This window comes from Streptomyces sp. NPDC043853, assembly GCF_056436025.1.
Map to the genome: position 1 here is coordinate 207,703 of NZ_JBWKDJ010000010.1, position 14,977 is coordinate 222,679.

Here is a 14,977-nt window from a genome sequence, read left to right on the forward strand (position 1 = left end):
TCGTTATCCTGCGCGGATGCGCGCACGACATGCCTGGAGGATGACGTCCCTGCTGGCGGGGGCGATGATGCTGGCCGGCGCCTGCTCCCCGTCCGGGGACGGCGGTCCCGCCGCCGCGACCCCGGGCGCGTCCCCGGCCCGGAACGGTCCGCCGCCTGCCACCGGACGCAGGCTCGGCCCGGGCGAGCTGCAGGGCAGGTGGTGGACGTGGGCGGCCTCCAGCCCCAGCCTCTCCAACCCGGTGAAGGACCCCGACGGAACCTTCTGTGCCGAGAAGCAGCCCGCCGACGTCTGGTTCCTGGCCGGCAACTTCGGAGGACGCAGTCGGCGTGACTGCTCGGTGCCCGCCGGGCGCCCGATCGCCTTCCCCGTGGTCAACACCGCCAGCGTGGACGAACCCGACTGCACCTCCTTCATGAGGGCGGCCAAGGGCTCGGCGGTCCTGGACGGAAAGCCGCTGCGGGTCGAGCGCCACGACGCGGTCGCGATCACGGTGGACAGCATCGGCGGGAACCCCGTCACCCAGGAGGCCGGATCGTTCCGCACGAACGGCTGCGGCCTCTGGGTCCAGCTGGACGGACTTCCGCAGGGGCCGCACCGCCTGGTCATCGAGGGCTCCTCGGGCTCGTACGAACTCTCGATCACCTACGACCTCAAGGTCGCCTGAGAAGGGTGCCGGTGGCCAGACCGCGGAGGGTGTGCGCGGCGGCGGCCAGCCAGGCGGTGACCAGGGCGGCGAAGAGCAGCACGGCGAGCCAGGAGAAGGCGGCCAGGCCGGTGTGCCGGGCCAGGCCGGCGGCGCCGGTGACGCAGGTGCCGACCGGGAAGGTGAGCGCCCACCAGGTCATGGCGAAGCCCATCCCGTCACGGGCCGCCCGCACCAGCATGGCGGTGGCCAGGGCCAGCCACAGCATCGCGAAGCCCATCACCGGGACGCCGTAGACCACCGCGAAGGCGCCGAGCGCACCGGCGTACGGGGCGCCGATCGCCTGCTGGGCCTGGTCGGCGAGCTGGTTCACGGCGGTGGTGGACTGGCCGAGGGGGCCGAGCACCAGGAACAGCGTCGGGGTGAGGGCGAGCGGCAGGGGGCCGCCCACGACCAGTCGGCCGAAGACCAGCGGGAGCACCAGCAGCGTGGCCAGCAGGCTGACGCCGAACATGGCGTAGCAGGCCAGCAGCAGGGTCTCCCGGGCCTGCCCGGCCGGCAGGTGCGGGATCAGCAGCGGGCCCAGCGCGGCGGACACCATGGGCGCCACCAGCGGGAGCAGCCACACGGGCGTGGCCGAGGAAGGCTCCACCTTGTGCCGCACGACCATCAGATAGGGCACCACCACGGCCATGACCAGCCCGATCGCGGTGCCGACGGTGAACAGCACCACATCGACGGCCACCGCCGCAGGCTCCCCGATGACGCCCTTGCCCACGACCATGGTGCCGCCTCCCACGGCCAGCAGGGCCATCGACAGGCACCCGTAGAAGGGGGCGACGGCCGGATCCATCAGATGCGCGCGCGCCTGGTCGCGATGGTGCAGCCAGTGCCCCGCCCGGGCGGTGAGCACCGCCGTGAGGGCGAGCGCCGACAGCCCCCAGACCACCTGGCAGACCACGAGCTGCCCCGGTATCCGCAACGGGAGGACCGCTCCCGCACTCGCGACGATGGCAGTGCCCATCACCGGGGCGTACCAGTTCGGGCCGAGGTGACGGAGAACGAGCGGGCGCCGGGTGTGGCGCGAATGCGAGCGCGGTTGCGCGAGGGTGGCCATGGGTCCAGCGTCCCGTCGCGGGAGGCCCTCCGGCAGAGATCACCGCCCTATGAGGTCATAAGCTGTATTTATGACACATCCCGTTCCGCTGGCCCACCGGGTGCCCGACCTCGGCGCGCTGGAGCTGCTGCTCGCCGTGGCCCGGGTGGGCAGCCTCGGCGGGGCGGCCCGAGAGCTGGGCATCACCCAGCCCGCCGCGAGCAGCCGCATCCGGGCGATGGAGGCCCGGCTGGGGGTGGCCCTGGTGGACCGCTCCCCGCGCGGCTCCACCCTCACGGCGGAGGGCGCCCTCGTCACGGACTGGGCGCGGCGGGTCGTCGAGGCGGCCGAGGCTTTCGACGCGGGCGCACAGGCGCTCCGGGCACGCCGGGACTCCCGGCTGAGGGTGGCCGCCAGCATGACCATCGCCGAGTACCTGCTGCCCGGCTGGCTGATCGCACTCCGCGCGGCCCGCCCGGACACGGCGGTCTCGCTCCGGGCAGGGAACTCGGCGGCGGTGGCCGAGCAGGTACTGGCCCACGAGGCCGACCTGGGCTTCGTGGAAGGCCTGACCGTCCCGGACGGCCTGTCCTCAGCGGTGATAGCCCACGACCGGCTGGTGGTGGCAGTGGCCCCGCAACACCCGTGGGCCCGCCGCCCGGCACCCGTACCTGCGACGGAACTGGCCGGGACCCCCCTGATCCTGCGGGAATTCGGATCGGGGACCCGGCAGGTCCTGGACGCGGCCCTGGCCCCGGCGGGCGGCCTGTCCGCGCCGCTGCTGGAACTCGCCTCCACGACGGCGGTAAAAGCAGCAGCGATCAGCGGCGCCGGCCCCTGCGTCCTGTCCGAGCTCTCACTGACCGACGAACTCGCCTCACGCCGCCTGGTGGAGGTCCCGGTGGCCGACGCACTCCTCCACCGCTCCCTCCGCGCGGTCTGGCCGTCAGGCACCCGCCCCGCAGGCCCGGCCCGCGACCTCCTCTCCCTGACCCGCCGCGAAGCCTGACCCCGCGCACTCCACATCCGGCAGCCCGCACCCGCCGTCCGACCGCAGCGCGTAGCGATCGTGGGCGGTCTATGCTCGCCCCCCGGCGGCCCGCATCCGCCGACAAACAGGAGCGCGTAGCGATCTGGTGCGCCCGGACCGCCCTGGATTACATACATCTGATCCACTTCACCACCGCGCCCGCCCGAAGGGCGGCCGACCGAGCGACAGCCGCTGCCCGTGCCGCCAACGCCGAACCCAAGCGGCCTTCGGTCCCTCCATGCCATCCCCCGGGGGCGGCCCGACAGTCCTTGTCGTTGCGTGACGGTCGTCGGTGTCAAGGGTGGCCCGAAGGGCCATCGGCTTGCCGACGCGACCAACGGGAGCGCCCTTGACGCCGGCGGCCGGCACGTAATGACACTGGGACTGACGGGCAGCCCCCGGGCACCCCTCGCTCCCGTCCAGGCGGAGCCTCGGCAAGCCCCGGCCCCGCCCAGCAAACCGGAGCGCCGTACCCCTGTACTCCCGTACCCCCGTACCCCCTAACCCACCCTCGCCGGAACGAGGCTGGCGGCCTCGACAAGCCCCGCCATCACCCGGGTGTCCGTACCCCGCTCGGGATGCCACTGGACGCCCACCGCCCAGGGCTTGCCGGGCAGTTCGATCGCCTCGACCGTGCCGTCCAGCGCGTGCGCCGACACCACCAGGCCCTCGCCCAGCCGGTCCACCGCCTGATGGTGGTACGTCGGTACGTCGGACACCTCCGGGACCAGGGAGGCGTACCGGGTGCCGGCCACCGGGGTGACGGGGTGCCAGGTGATGACGCCGTGGCCCGCCGAGTGCCCGTCGATGTGCTGGATCAGGGTGCCGCCCAGGGCCACGTTCAGCGCCTGCATGCCCCGGCAGATGCCGAGCAGTGGGGTACCCGCCTCCACCGCCGCCCGGATCAGCGCCAGTTCCCAGGTGTCGCGCTCCGCCGCCGCCGGTCCCGTGCGGGGGTCGCGGGCGGCCCCGTAGTGCGCCGGGTCCACGTCCGGTCCCCCCGCGATGACCAGGCCGTCCACCTGGCTCAGCACCTCCGCCGCCGCCTCCGGCTTGTCCGGTGGCAGCAGGACGGCCGCGCCGCCCGCCGCCTGCACGAGCCGGTGGTACCCGGTGGGCGTCAGGACCGTGGGAACGTCCCACACGCCGTAGCGGGTGGACGCCTCCACGTAGGTGGTGATGCCGATGAGCGGCCTGGGCACAGCTGGTACCTCCAAAGGGTGAAGAACAGACAGCGGACAACAGACAGCGGACAACAGACAGCGGACAGCGGACAGCAGACAGCGGACAGCAGACAACAGACAACAGACAGCGGACAGCGGCCAGCAGACAGCAGACACCAGACAGCACGGAAGAAGACGTCAGTCCCCGCTCAGTCCCGACTCAGTTCCGCCTCGGCCGCCGCCAGCGCCGCGAACTCCTCCTCGGGAGCCGAGGCCACCAGGTGGTGCCGACTGTAGATCGCGAAGTAGGCGAGGGCGACGGCGTACACGGCCAGTGCGATGAATGCCGCGTCCTTGTCCACCAGGAAGGTGGCGACCAGGGCCGACAGGGCGAGCACCAAGGCCGTCGAGGAGGTGGCCACACCGCCCGGTGTGCGGTACGGCCGGGCCAGGTTCGGCTCGGACCGGCGCAGCACGATGTGCGACAGGGCCATCAGGGCGTACGAGATGGTGGCGCCGAACACCGCGATGTTCAGCATCCGCGCCCCGTTCCCGGTGCCGGCGGCCAGCGCGAAGCCGAGCGCGCCCGGGATGAGCAGCCCCAGGTACGGGGCCTTGCGCCGGGAGGTCAGGGACAGGGCGCGCGGCAGGTAGCCGGCCCGGGAGAGGGCGAACAGCTGCCGGGAGCCGGCGTAGATGAGGGAGAAGAAGGAGGCGACCAGCCCGGCCAGGCCCGCGTAGTTGACGAAACGGCTCAGCGCGGTGTGGCCGCCGTCCCCCTCCAGGGCCACGACCAGCGGGTTGCCGGCCGCCTTGACGGCGTCGGCGCCCTGCGCTCCGGTGGCCGCGAAGAAGGTGATCAGCGCGAGCACGGCGAGGATGCCCATGGACAGGGCGAGGGCCCGCGGCATGGACCGCACCGGGTCCTTGGCCTCCTCCGCGGCCAGCGGGACCCCCTCGACGCCGAGGAAGAACCACATGCCGAACGGGAACGCCGCCCAGATGCCCAGCACGCCGAAGGGGAGCCAGGAGGAGGACCCGGCCGCGGCCGGGTCCACGGGGATGTCGTCCAGCCGGGCGACGCTGAAGTCGGTGAGCGCACCGGCCGCGAAGACCAGCAGCGCGGCGACGGCGATGGCGGTGACGACGAGGGAGAAGCGCAGGGCCTCGCCGACGCCCCACAGGTGCACCCCGATGAACAGCACGAAACAGCCGAGGTAGACCGGCCAGCTCGAGGTCAGCCCGAACAGGCCGAGGGACTCGACGTAGTCGCCGATGAAGATGACGATCGCCGCCGGGGCGAGGACGTACTCGATGAGGATGGCGGTGCCGGTCAGGAAGCCGCCCCAGGGGCCCAGCGCCCGGCGGGCGAATCCGTAGCCCCCGCCCGCCGTGGGCAGGATCGCGGACAACTCGGCGAGCGAGAAGACGAGACAGGCGTACATGGCGCCCATGAGCACGGTGGCGATCGCCAGGCCGCCGAAGCCGCCTTCGGCGAGGCCGATGTTCCAGCCGGAGAAGTCTCCGGACACCACGTAGGCGACCCCGAGGCCGGTCAGCAGCAGCCAGCCGGCGCTGCCGCGGCGCAGGGTACGGCGCTCCAGGTAGGCGTCCTCGGGAGAGGACGCGGGGGATCCGTCGGTCGGTCTTGCGGATGGCGCGGGTGCGATGTCGTCGGCCATGTGCGCTCCTGCCGTGAGGGGGGCTCGGCAATGGTTTTGCAGCGTACCTTTGCGTCAAGGAGGGGGAGCGCGCAAGACCCATGCGTTAAACCGCGGTTACAAGAAGCGCGGCCCGAGGAACCCCCGCAGCAGCGCGGCCGTCCCGCAGCAGTGCTCCCGCATCACCTCCCGGGCCGCGTCCGGGTCCCGTTCCAGCACCGCCTCCACCAGCGCGGTGTGCTGCCGCTGCGAGTGCTCGAGGTTGCGCACCAGCAGGGGGATGCAGTCCAGCAGGTCGTTGACGGTGGCCCGGACGGCCGCGTACTGCGCCGTCAGGGTGGCCGAGCCGGCCAGCTCGCACAGCGTCAGGTGGAAGAGGGTGTCCTGACGGCGGTACTCGGCCAGCTGTGCGTCGTGCGTGGCGGCCAGGGCCTCCGTCAGCCGGGCGGTCTCCGCCCCGGTCAGCCCCTGGGCGGCGCACAGCCCGGCCGCGCCCACCTCCAGCACCTCGCGGAAGCGCAGCACGTCCTCGAGGTCCACGCCGGCGACCCGGCGCCGCAGCTCCTCCTCGGCGCCGCCGGCCGGGGTGTCGGGACGGGCACGCACAAACGTTCCGCCGTACCGGCCGCGCCGCGCCTCCACCAGGCCCTGCTCCTGGAGTACCTTCAGCACCTCCCGCAGCGTGACCCGGCTGATCCCCATCCGCTCGGCCAACTCGCGTTCCGGTGGCAACCGTTCGCCGGCCGGCACCAGACCCAGTCGCACCACCTGCAGGATCTGTTCCAGCGCCTCCTCGAAACCGTTGCCGGCCCGGACCTGGCGCAGCACGGGGCGCAGCACGGGATCCAGCCCCCCGGCCGCGCCTTCCTCACCCGCGATGTTCGCCATATCGGCGTCTCCTCTTCCCAAGCAATGGTTCTGTTCAATACCTTAGGCCCACTCGGCTCACCCGAAGGAGAGAATCCCGTGGTAGACCGCAAGCCGCCGCTCGCGCCCGAGGAGCTCCGCTCCCTCGTCGCGAGCGGTGAGATCGACACAGTCGTCCTGGCCTTCCCCGACATGCAGGGACGGCTCCAGGGCAAGCGGTTCGCCGCTCAGTTCTTCCTCGACGAGGTCATGGCCCACGGCACCGAGGGCTGCAACTACCTCCTCGCCGTCGACACCGACATGAACACCGTCGACGGCTACGACATGTCCTCCTGGGACCGTGGCTACGGCGACTTCGCCATGCACCCCGACCTCTCCACCCTCCGCCGGGTCCCCTGGAACGAGGGCACCGCGATGGTCATCGCCGACCTCGCCTGGAACGACGGCACCCCCGTCGTCGCCGCCCCCCGCCAGATCCTCCGCCACCAGCTCGACCGCCTCGCCGCGCACGGCTACACCGCCCAGGTCGGCACCGAGCTGGAGTTCATGGTCTTCAAGGACACCTACGAACAGGCCTGGAACAACGGCTACCGCGGCCTGACCCCGGCCAACCAGTACAACATCGACTACTCCGTCCTGGGCACCGGCCGCATCGAGCCCCTGCTCCGCCGGATCCGCAACGAGATGCGGGGCGCCGGCCTCACCGTCGAGTCCGCCAAGGGCGAGTGCAACCTCGGCCAGCACGAGATCGTGTTCCGCTACGACGAGGCCCTGGTCACCTGCGACCAGCACGCGATCTACAAGACAGGGGCCAAGGAGATCGCTGCCCAGGAAGGCGTCTCCCTCACCTTCATGGCCAAGTTCGACCAGCGCGAAGGCAACTCCTGCCACATCCACCTCTCCCTCACCGACGCCGACGGGCGCAACGTGATGGCCGACGACGGCCCGGACGGCACGCGCGATCCGGACGGCACGCGCGACCCGGACGGCACGCGCGACCCGCACGGCATGTCCGAGGTCATGCGCCAGTTCCTGGCCGGCCAGCTCGCCGCGCTGCGCGACTTCTCCCTCCTCTACGCCCCGAACATCAACTCGTACAAGAGGTTCCGCCCCGGTTCCTTCGCCCCGACCGCCGTCGCCTGGGGCTCGGACAACCGGACCTGCGCCCTCCGAGTGGTCGGCCACGGCCGCTCCACCCGCTTCGAGAACCGCCTCCCCGGCGGCGACGTCAATCCCCACCTCGCCGTCGCCGGACTGGTCGCTGCCGGTCTCTACGGCATCGAGAACCGCCTCGAACTGCCCGCCCCCTGCACCGGCAACGCCTACACCGGCGACTACGCGCACGTCCCCACCACCCTGCGCGAAGCCGCCGAACTCTGGGAGAACAGCGAGATCGCCAAGGCCGCCTTCGGGCCCGACGTGGTGGCCCACTACCTCAACATGGCCCGCGTCGAACTCGACGCCTACGACTCCGCGGTGACCGACTGGGAACTGCGCCGCTCCTTCGAACGTCTGTGAGGCCCCCCGTGTCCGACGCGCTGGAAGTGATCAATCCGGCCACCGAAGAAATCGTCGCCCTCGTCCCGGCCGCCACACGGGACGAGGTCGACACCGCCGTCACCCGGGCCGCCGCCGCGCAGCGCGCCTGGGCCGCCGCGGCCCCCGCCGACCGCGCCCGGCTGCTGCGCCGCTTCGCCTCCGTGGTCGAGGACCACATCGAGGAACTCGCCCTCCTGGAGGTCCGCGAGGCCGGCCACACCCTGGGCAACGCCCGCTGGGAAGCCGGCAACGTCCGCGACCTGCTCGACTTCGCGGCCGGCGGGGTCGAACGGCTCTCCGGCCGGCAGATCCCCGTCCCCGGCGGCCTCGACGTCACCTTCCTCGAACCGCTCGGCGTCATCGGCGTGATCGCCCCCTGGAACTTCCCCATGCCGATCGCCGCCTGGGCCCTGGCCCCGGCCCTCGCGGCCGGCAACGCCGTCCTCCTCAAGCCCGCCGAGACCACCCCCCTCACCGCGCTCCGCCTCGCCGAACTCGCCCTCGAAGCCGGGATCCCCGAGCACCTCTTCCAGGTGCTGCCCGGCGAGGGCCCGGTGGCCGGCGACGCGCTCGTGGAACACCCCGGCGTGGCCAAGATCGTCTTCACCGGCTCCACCCGCGTCGGCAAGCGGATCATGGCCAAGTGCGCGGACCGGGTGAAGCGCGTCACCCTCGAACTCGGCGGCAAGAGCCCCAACATCGTCTTCGCCGACGCCGACCTGGAGCGCGCGGCAGCCGCGGCACCCATGGCCTTCCTCGACAACACCGGCCAGGACTGCTGCGCCCGCACCCGGATCCTGGTCCAGCGGTCCGCCTACGACCGCTTCCTGGAACTCCTCGCCCCCGGCATCGAATCCGTCGTCGTCGGTGACCCGCTTGACCCGAAGACCCAGATGGGCCCGCTCATCTCGGCCGCCCAGCTGGACCGCGTACGGTCCTACGTCACCGAGGACCTCACCCTGATCCGCGGCACCGCCCCCGAGGGCCCCGGATTCTGGTACCCGCCGACCGTGGTCACCGGTGCCGACCCCGCCGCGCCGGTCGCCGCCGAGGAGGTCTTCGGCCCCGTCGCGGTCGTCCTGCCCTTCGAGGACGAGGCGGATGCCGTACGCCTGGCAAACGCCACCGAGTACGGCCTCTCCGGCTCCATCTGGACCCGCGACGTCGGCCGGGCCGTCCGCGTCTCCCGGGCCGTCGCCGCCGGAAACCTCTCCGTCAACTCCCACAGCAGCGTCCGCTACTGGACGCCCTTCGGGGGCTACAAGCAGTCGGGACTCGGCCGCGAGCTCGGCCCCGACGCCCTCACCGCCTTCACCGAGACCAAGAACGTCTTCATCAGCACGGAGGACTGACCACATGTCCCACGCACAGCACTCCCCGCAGGACCGGCACGAGGAGACCGTCTGCCGCCGACTGGTCGGCCGTACCGCGGTCATCACCGGAGCCGGCAGCGGCATCGGCCTCGCCACCGCCCGCCGGCTCGCCTCCGAAGGCGCCAACGTCGTCTGCGGCGACGTAGACGAGAAGGCCGGCAAGGCGGCCGCCGAGGAGGTCGGCGGCACCTTCGTGAAGGTCGACGTCACCGACCCCGAGGAGGTCGAGGCCCTGTTCCGCACGGCCTTCGAGACCTACGGCTCGGTCGACATCGCCTTCAACAACGCCGGCATCTCGCCCCCCGACGACGACTCCATCCTCACCACCGGACTGGAGGCCTGGAAGCGCGTCCAGGACGTCAACCTCACCTCCGTCTACCTCTGCTGCAAGGCCGCCCTGCCCTACATGCAGCGCCAGGGCCGCGGCTCCATCATCAACACCGCCTCCTTCGTGGCGATCATGGGAGCCGCCACCTCCCAGATCTCCTACACCGCCTCCAAGGGCGGCGTGCTCGCCATGTCCCGCGAACTCGGGGTGCAGTTCGCCCGCGAGGGCATCCGCGTCAACGCGCTGTGCCCGGGGCCGGTGAACACCCCGCTCCTGCAGGAGCTGTTCGCCAAGGACCCCGAGCGTGCGGCGCGGCGCCTGGTCCACATCCCCGTCGGCCGGTTCGCCGAGGCCGAGGAGATCGCCGCCGCCGTGGCCTTCCTCGCCAGCGACGACTCCTCCTTCATCAACGCCACCGACTTCCTGGTCGACGGCGGCATCTCGGGGGCGTACGTCACCCCGCTGTAGCCGGCTCCGCCGGGGGCGGGCCGTAGACCCGGAGCGTTCACCCGACACTCCGGCACCCCGACAGCCGGGCGTCCCTTCGACGCCCGGCTGTCGTGTCTACCGTCCTTGACGATCTCGAGGCCGTGCGGCCTCGGTGACGACAGGAGACCCCCGCTCAGTGACCCGTTCCCAGACCCTCCGGCAGCTGCAGGCCGTCGGCGCCGCCGCGTCCCTCGCCGCCGGCACCCTCGCCGCTTCCGCCTCCGCCTCCGCTGCGCAGGCGGCTCCCTCAGCCCCCGCTGCGCAGGCGGCTCCCTCCGCCCCCGCTGCGCAGGCGGCGCCCTCCGCCCCCGCCCGCTGCGCCGCCCCGCAGCCGGCCGGCGGCTGGTACGGCGCCGACGAGGGCCGTCTCCAGCAGCTCATCGACCGGTACCCCGGCTGCGACCCGTACCGGACCGGAGCGGACCGGTGCGGACCTGGCCTGACTCGATCCGATCCGACCCACGGCCCGGGACGCTAGAGGAACGTGCGGCCTTCGCCCCGGTACGTCGGGACCGAGGCCGTCACCACGTCCCCCTCCACCAGGTGCAGCCGGTCGAACCGCTCGCAGAGCTCCCCGGCCTTCGCGTGCCGGAACCACACCCGGTCGCCGATCAGCAGGTCGTCGGCCGGGGCACCGAGCAGCGGGGTCTGCACCTCACCGGCCCCCTCCTGCGCGTCGTACCGCAGCCCCCGCGGGAGGTACGGCTCCGGCAGCCGGTCGGCGCCCGCCGCGCCCGAGGCCGGATAGCCGCCGCCCAGCACGGTCACCACCCCCACCCCCGGCCGCCGGACCACCGGCAGCGCGAACAGCGCGGCCGGCCGTCCCGAGAAGGAGGTGTAGTTGTCGAACAGCCGAGGCTGGTACAGCCCCGATCCCGCGGCGATCTCGGTCACCGCCTCCTCCGCCGCCGTGTGCTGCACGCTGCCGGTGCCGCCGCCGTTGACGAACTCCAGGTCCGGCACCGCCTCCCGGACCGCCCGCACCACCTCGGCCCGGCGGGCCGCCAGCTCCCGGCGCGCAGCGGCCTGCATCAGCCGGATCGCCCGCGACCGCAGCGGCCGCCCCGCCACGGCGTCCCCGACGCCCGCGACATGGCCCTCGTACGCCATCAGCCCCACCACCCGGAACCCGGGCCGCCGGTGCACCGCCCGGGCCAGTTCCGCCAGCTCGCCGGGCTCGCGCAGCGGGGACCGCCGGGCGCCGACCCGCACCCGGCCGCCGAACAGCCGCAGCGCCGTGTCCAGTTCCAGGCAGACCCGGATCTCCTCGCGGCCGCCCTCCCGCGCCCGGTCGATCAGCTCCAGCTGCGCCGGGTCGTCGACCATCACGGTGACGGAACCGGCGAGCTTGGGGTCGGAGGCCAGCTCGGCGAAGCCCGCGCGGTCCGCCGACGGATACGCCAGCAGTACGTCCTCGAACCCCGACCGGGCCAGCCACACCGACTCGGCCAGGGTGTACGACATGATCCCGGCGAAGCCCGGGCGGGCCAGCACCCGCTCCAGCAGGGCCCGGCACCGGACGGACTTGCTGGCGACCCGTACCGGCTTGCCGGCGGCCCGCCGGACGACGTCGTCCGCGTTGGCGTCGAAAGCGTTCAGGTCCACGATGGCCAGCGGCGCGTCGAGGTGTGAGGTGGCCCGGTCGTACCGGGCGCGGTCCGAGGCGGGGGAGTTCATGGGCGCAGCTTGCCAGACGGGTCTACCGGTGGGTAGGGGCCGGAGGCGGCGGCCCGCTCCCGATCCCGGAGCCGTAAAGTACGGGCAGGCAGCCGCGGCACGGAACAGGGGGCGGAGCGCCGTATGACGACGACCGACCCGCACTCTGCGCTGTCCGCGCCCTGGACCGTCCACGGCCCCGGACCCGAACCGTCCGGACCGGGAAGTGGAACGGGCTGTACCGCCGGTGCCGGGACGCCTGCCGGATCCGACGGCGTCCCCGGATCCGACGGCGTCCCCGGATCCGAGGGAGCCCCCGGATCCGAAGGAGCCCCGGGACCGGAGGGCGCCACTGCCTCCGTGCGATCGGCCCGCCCAGTCCGGACCGTCGCCGCCGTGGTGTGCGGCGCGCTCGGCCTCGGCCTGCTCGGCTGGGCCGGCTGGCTGGTCTGGCAGGACCACCGGGAGACGAACCGGGTGCCGTCGGCCGTGGAGACCTACCGGCGGGCGGGCACCCTCTGGGACCGGGCCCCGGTCGACACCCTCTTCCCCCCGGTCCTGGACGGAGCCGGCACGGGCCCCGGCGGAGCCGACCGCACGTGGACCCGGATCGCGGTGTCCCCCCGCACGGAGTGCGCGGAGGGGCTGTCGAAGGAATGGCAGAAGGAGATGGCGCGCACCGGCTGCACCCGGGTGCTGCGCGCGACCTACACGGACGCGACCCGCAGCGCCCTGGTGTCCGCCGGGCTGGTCTTCACCCCGGCCGGCCCGGAGGCCATGGACGATCTGCGCGGTGAGCTGTCCGCGCCCGCCGCACTCGGTATCGGCGGTGGCCAGCGGGCCGCGTACAAGGTGTCCGTGCGGTCGGACGCGCCGGTGGTGGTGTACACGGTGTCGGCCTTCTCCGACAAACGGGACGTCCCCCAGGCCCGGCCCGCCGAGGACGCGATGAAGCCCGCCGACCGCAGCGCCGTCGCGCTGGCCGGGCTCGGGCACGCCGCCGAGGCCGTCGCGGACGGCCTCGAAGCGGCGCTCGCCGCACAGGTGGCACCCGCCTCACCGGAGACCCGCTCATGACCCCGCGCCCGGCCGCCCCGCGCCCGTACGCCGAGCGGCCCTACGCCCCGCACCCGGCCGCCCCGCGCCCGTACGCCGCGGCCCCCCTCCGGGCCAGGGCCTGTCTGGCCGCGCTGCTCGGCGGGGTGCTCGTCGCCGTGGGAGGTACCCCCGCCCGGGCCGACGCCGTCCGCGACAGGCAGTGGCCGCTGACCGTGCTCCGTGCCGAGGAGGCCTGGGGCATCACCCGGGGCGAGGGGGTCACCGTCGCCCTCCTCGACACCGGGGTCGACGGCACCCACCCCGACCTCACCGGCCGCGTCCTGCCCGGCAACGACCTCGTCGGCTTCGGAGCCGCCCCGGGGGACAAGGCCTGGGCCCACCACGGCACGGCCATGGCCGCGATCATCGCCGGCCACGGCCACGGACCCGACCGCCGGGACGGGGTGATGGGCGTGGCGCCGGCCGCGAAGATCCTCCCGGTCCGGGTGATCCTCGAGGAAGGCGACCCGGCCCGGGGCAAGGCCCGCGAGAAGAAGGGCCGAGCCCTCGCGGAGGGCATCCGCTGGGCCGCCGACCACGGCGCGGACGTGATCAACATGTCCCTCGGCGACGACAGCTCCTCCGCGCACCACGAGGCCGCCGAGGACGAGGCCGTCCAGTACGCCCTGGCCAAGGGCGTGGTCGTGGTCGCCTCGGCCGGCAACAGCGGCCGCAAGGGACACCCCGTCTCCTATCCGGCGGCCTACCCGGGCGTGATCGCCGTCACCGCCGTGGACCGCAAGGGCCAGCGGGCCGACTTCTCCACCCGCAACTGGTACGCCTCGGTCAGCGCCCCCGGCCAGGACGTGGTGATCGCCGACCCGGACCGCAAGTACTACACGGGCTGGGGCACCAGCGCCGCCGCCGCGCACGTGTCCGGCGCGGTCGCCCTGATCCGGGCCAAGTACCCGAAGCTCTCCCCGTCACAGGTGAAGCGCCTGCTGGAGGACACCACCACGGACCGCCCGCGCGGCGGCCGGAACGACTCCCGCGGTGACGGCCTGGTGGACCCGGTCCTCGCCCTGCAGAAGGCCGAGCGGTGGAAACCGGAGCCCGTGCTGCCGGCCCCCGTGGCCCACCAGAGCCGGTACTTCGGCTCCGGGCCGGAGCCGCGGCGGCCGGCCGGGCACCGGAACGCGCTGACGGCAGGGGTGGCCGCGGGCGCCGGCCTGGTGCTGTTGGTGGCGGCCGCCGTGCTCGCCCGGCGCCGGCGCACCCCGGCCACCGGATAGGGTCGGGTAACTGTGGCGCAGAAGAACATTCCAGACCCCGGTTTCTCCGACGACGACGGCTCCGCCGATCCCCGGCTGAGCGCGGCCCTGGCCGCCTGGGCCGAGGACCGGGCCAAGGAGCCGGACGTCCTGGCGGCCCTGCGCGGTGCGCGGCTGCTCGTCCCGGTGGTGGCCGTGCTCGGCGAGGTGGAGACCGACCCGGAGACCGGCCTCAAGCGCGAGAAGACCAGCGACATGGCGGTGCCGACCCTCACCGCGGGGAACCGGCGGGCGCTGCCCGCCTTCACCTCGCTCGAATCGCTGGCGCGCTGGGACCCGGCGGCCCGCCCCGTCGCGGTGCCACTCCACCAGGCGCTGAAGGCCGCCGCCCACGAGCGGGCCGACACCGTGGTGCTGGACCTCGCGGGCCCGGTGGCGTACCAGCTGACCGGACCGGCCCTGCGGGCGCTCGCGGAGGGCCGTACGGACGCGGACCCGCTGGCAGACCCGGCCGTCACGGACGCGGTGCGGGCCGCGGTGGCCGCGGAGCCCTCGGTGCTCCGTGCCCACCTGCTGCCCGGAGGCGCCTCGGCCGACGGGATCCTCGCGGTGGTGCTGGCGGCCGGCACCGAGCCGGCGGCGGGAGCGCGCCGGGTGGCGGAGGCCCTGGCCGCCGACGAGACGCTGCGGGAGCGGCTGGTGCGCGGGCTGGAGATGGCCCTGCTGCCGGCGGACGCGCCCGCCCCGCCGGGGGAACCGCTCTTCACCCGCTGATCCGGGGCCGGGCAGCGGAAAGGGGGCATGCGCGGTGCGCATGCCC

General features: G+C 73.6%; 14 protein-coding genes. 9 read left to right on the top strand and 5 right to left on the bottom strand.

Going from position 1 to position 14,977, the window contains the following annotated elements; genetic code table 11:
- Positions 1 to 16: 16 nt before the first annotated feature.
- Complete coding sequence (locus AC067U_RS25470; RefSeq protein ID WP_478832071.1) at positions 17 to 667, top strand: signal protein; 651 nt, start codon at positions 17 to 19, stop codon at positions 665 to 667.
- Here AC067U_RS25470 and AC067U_RS25475 read toward each other — a convergent pair.
- Positions 654 to 1,763, bottom strand: a complete 1,110-nt coding sequence (locus AC067U_RS25475) for a TDT family transporter (RefSeq protein WP_478832072.1) — start codon at positions 1,761 to 1,763, stop codon at positions 654 to 656. The genes AC067U_RS25470 and AC067U_RS25475 overlap by 14 nt on opposite strands.
- 70 nt (positions 1,764 to 1,833) lie before the next feature.
- Here AC067U_RS25475 and AC067U_RS25480 point away from each other — a divergent pair, with 70 nt between their 5' ends.
- A complete protein-coding gene (locus tag AC067U_RS25480; RefSeq protein WP_478832073.1) occupies positions 1,834 to 2,751 on the top strand; it encodes a LysR family transcriptional regulator in 918 nt (305 codons plus the stop codon).
- Between the two features lie 521 nt (positions 2,752 to 3,272).
- Here the strand turns inward: AC067U_RS25480 and AC067U_RS25485 are convergent.
- The 3 genes from AC067U_RS25485 to AC067U_RS25495 all read right to left on the bottom strand — a co-directional run bounded on the left by AC067U_RS25485 (position 3,273) and on the right by AC067U_RS25495 (position 6,484).
- A complete protein-coding gene (locus tag AC067U_RS25485; protein WP_478832074.1) occupies positions 3,273 to 3,974 on the bottom strand; it encodes a gamma-glutamyl-gamma-aminobutyrate hydrolase family protein in 702 nt (233 codons plus the stop codon).
- 170 nt (positions 3,975 to 4,144) lie between these two features.
- Entirely contained in the window at positions 4,145 to 5,617 is a 1,473-nt protein-coding gene (gene eat, locus AC067U_RS25490) for an ethanolamine permease (RefSeq protein WP_478832075.1), read from the bottom strand.
- 96 nt (positions 5,618 to 5,713) lie between these two features.
- The gene (locus AC067U_RS25495) at positions 5,714 to 6,484 is read right to left on the bottom strand and encodes a FadR/GntR family transcriptional regulator (protein WP_478832076.1); all 771 of its coding nucleotides are present in this window, start codon (positions 6,482 to 6,484) and stop codon (positions 5,714 to 5,716) included.
- A 78-nt stretch (positions 6,485 to 6,562) separates the two neighbouring features.
- Here AC067U_RS25495 and AC067U_RS25500 point away from each other — a divergent pair, with 78 nt between their 5' ends.
- The 4 genes from AC067U_RS25500 (at position 6,563) to AC067U_RS25515 (ending at position 10,670) form a co-directional block, all read left to right on the top strand.
- Positions 6,563 to 7,981, top strand: a complete 1,419-nt coding sequence (locus AC067U_RS25500) for a glutamine synthetase family protein (protein ID WP_478832077.1) — start codon at positions 6,563 to 6,565, stop codon at positions 7,979 to 7,981.
- An 8-nt stretch (positions 7,982 to 7,989) separates the two neighbouring features.
- Entirely contained in the window at positions 7,990 to 9,354 is a 1,365-nt protein-coding gene (locus AC067U_RS25505) for an aldehyde dehydrogenase family protein (protein WP_478832078.1), read from the top strand.
- Positions 9,355 to 9,358: 4 nt separating this feature from the next.
- Complete coding sequence (locus AC067U_RS25510) at positions 9,359 to 10,171, top strand: 3-oxoacyl-ACP reductase (protein ID WP_478832079.1); 813 nt, start codon at positions 9,359 to 9,361, stop codon at positions 10,169 to 10,171.
- 157 nt (positions 10,172 to 10,328) lie between these two features.
- Positions 10,329 to 10,670 carry a hypothetical protein gene (locus AC067U_RS25515; protein ID WP_478832080.1) on the top strand — a complete coding sequence of 114 codons (342 nt, stop codon included), beginning with the start codon at positions 10,329 to 10,331 and terminating at the stop codon, positions 10,668 to 10,670.
- On the opposite strand, the gene AC067U_RS25520 is transcribed toward AC067U_RS25515, so the two are convergent.
- Positions 10,667 to 11,869 (bottom strand): amino acid deaminase/aldolase, encoded by a 1,203-nt coding sequence (locus tag AC067U_RS25520; RefSeq protein WP_478832081.1) that lies wholly within the window; start codon positions 11,867 to 11,869, stop codon positions 10,667 to 10,669. The two genes, AC067U_RS25515 and AC067U_RS25520, sit on opposite strands and share 4 nt — an antisense overlap.
- Before the next feature lie 339 nt (positions 11,870 to 12,208).
- Between AC067U_RS25520 and AC067U_RS25525 the strand changes: the two genes are divergently transcribed.
- From AC067U_RS25525 to AC067U_RS25535, 3 genes are read left to right on the top strand one after another with little or no spacing between them, the layout of a single operon-like run.
- The gene (locus AC067U_RS25525) at positions 12,209 to 12,925 is read left to right on the top strand and encodes a hypothetical protein (protein ID WP_478832082.1); all 717 of its coding nucleotides are present in this window, start codon (positions 12,209 to 12,211) and stop codon (positions 12,923 to 12,925) included.
- Positions 12,922 to 14,178, top strand: coding sequence for a type VII secretion-associated serine protease mycosin (gene mycP, locus AC067U_RS25530; protein ID WP_478832083.1), 1,257 nt, complete (start codon positions 12,922 to 12,924; stop codon positions 14,176 to 14,178). The genes AC067U_RS25525 and mycP overlap by 4 nt, the downstream gene beginning before the upstream one ends.
- A gap of 12 nt (positions 14,179 to 14,190) precedes the next feature.
- Complete coding sequence (locus AC067U_RS25535; RefSeq protein WP_478832084.1) at positions 14,191 to 14,931, top strand: SseB family protein; 741 nt, start codon at positions 14,191 to 14,193, stop codon at positions 14,929 to 14,931.
- Positions 14,932 to 14,977: the final 46 nt, after the last annotated feature.

Excerpts from the sequence above, each read along its gene's own strand:
- AC067U_RS25495 (WP_478832076.1), bottom strand. The coding sequence starts at position 6,484 with ATGGCGAACATCGCGGGTGAGGAAGGCGCGGCCGGGGGGCTGGATCCC.
- mycP (WP_478832083.1), top strand. The coding sequence starts at position 12,922 with ATGACCCCGCGCCCGGCCGCCCCGCGCCCGTACGCCGAGCGGCCCTAC.
- AC067U_RS25475 (WP_478832072.1), bottom strand. The coding sequence starts at position 1,763 with ATGGCCACCCTCGCGCAACCGCGCTCGCATTCGCGCCACACCCGGCGC.
- AC067U_RS25510 (WP_478832079.1), top strand. The coding sequence starts at position 9,359 with ATGTCCCACGCACAGCACTCCCCGCAGGACCGGCACGAGGAGACCGTC.
- AC067U_RS25520 (WP_478832081.1), bottom strand. The coding sequence starts at position 11,869 with ATGAACTCCCCCGCCTCGGACCGCGCCCGGTACGACCGGGCCACCTCA.
- AC067U_RS25480 (WP_478832073.1), top strand. The coding sequence starts at position 1,834 with ATGACACATCCCGTTCCGCTGGCCCACCGGGTGCCCGACCTCGGCGCG.
- AC067U_RS25470 (WP_478832071.1), top strand. The coding sequence starts at position 17 with ATGCGCGCACGACATGCCTGGAGGATGACGTCCCTGCTGGCGGGGGCG.
- eat (WP_478832075.1), bottom strand. The coding sequence starts at position 5,617 with ATGGCCGACGACATCGCACCCGCGCCATCCGCAAGACCGACCGACGGA.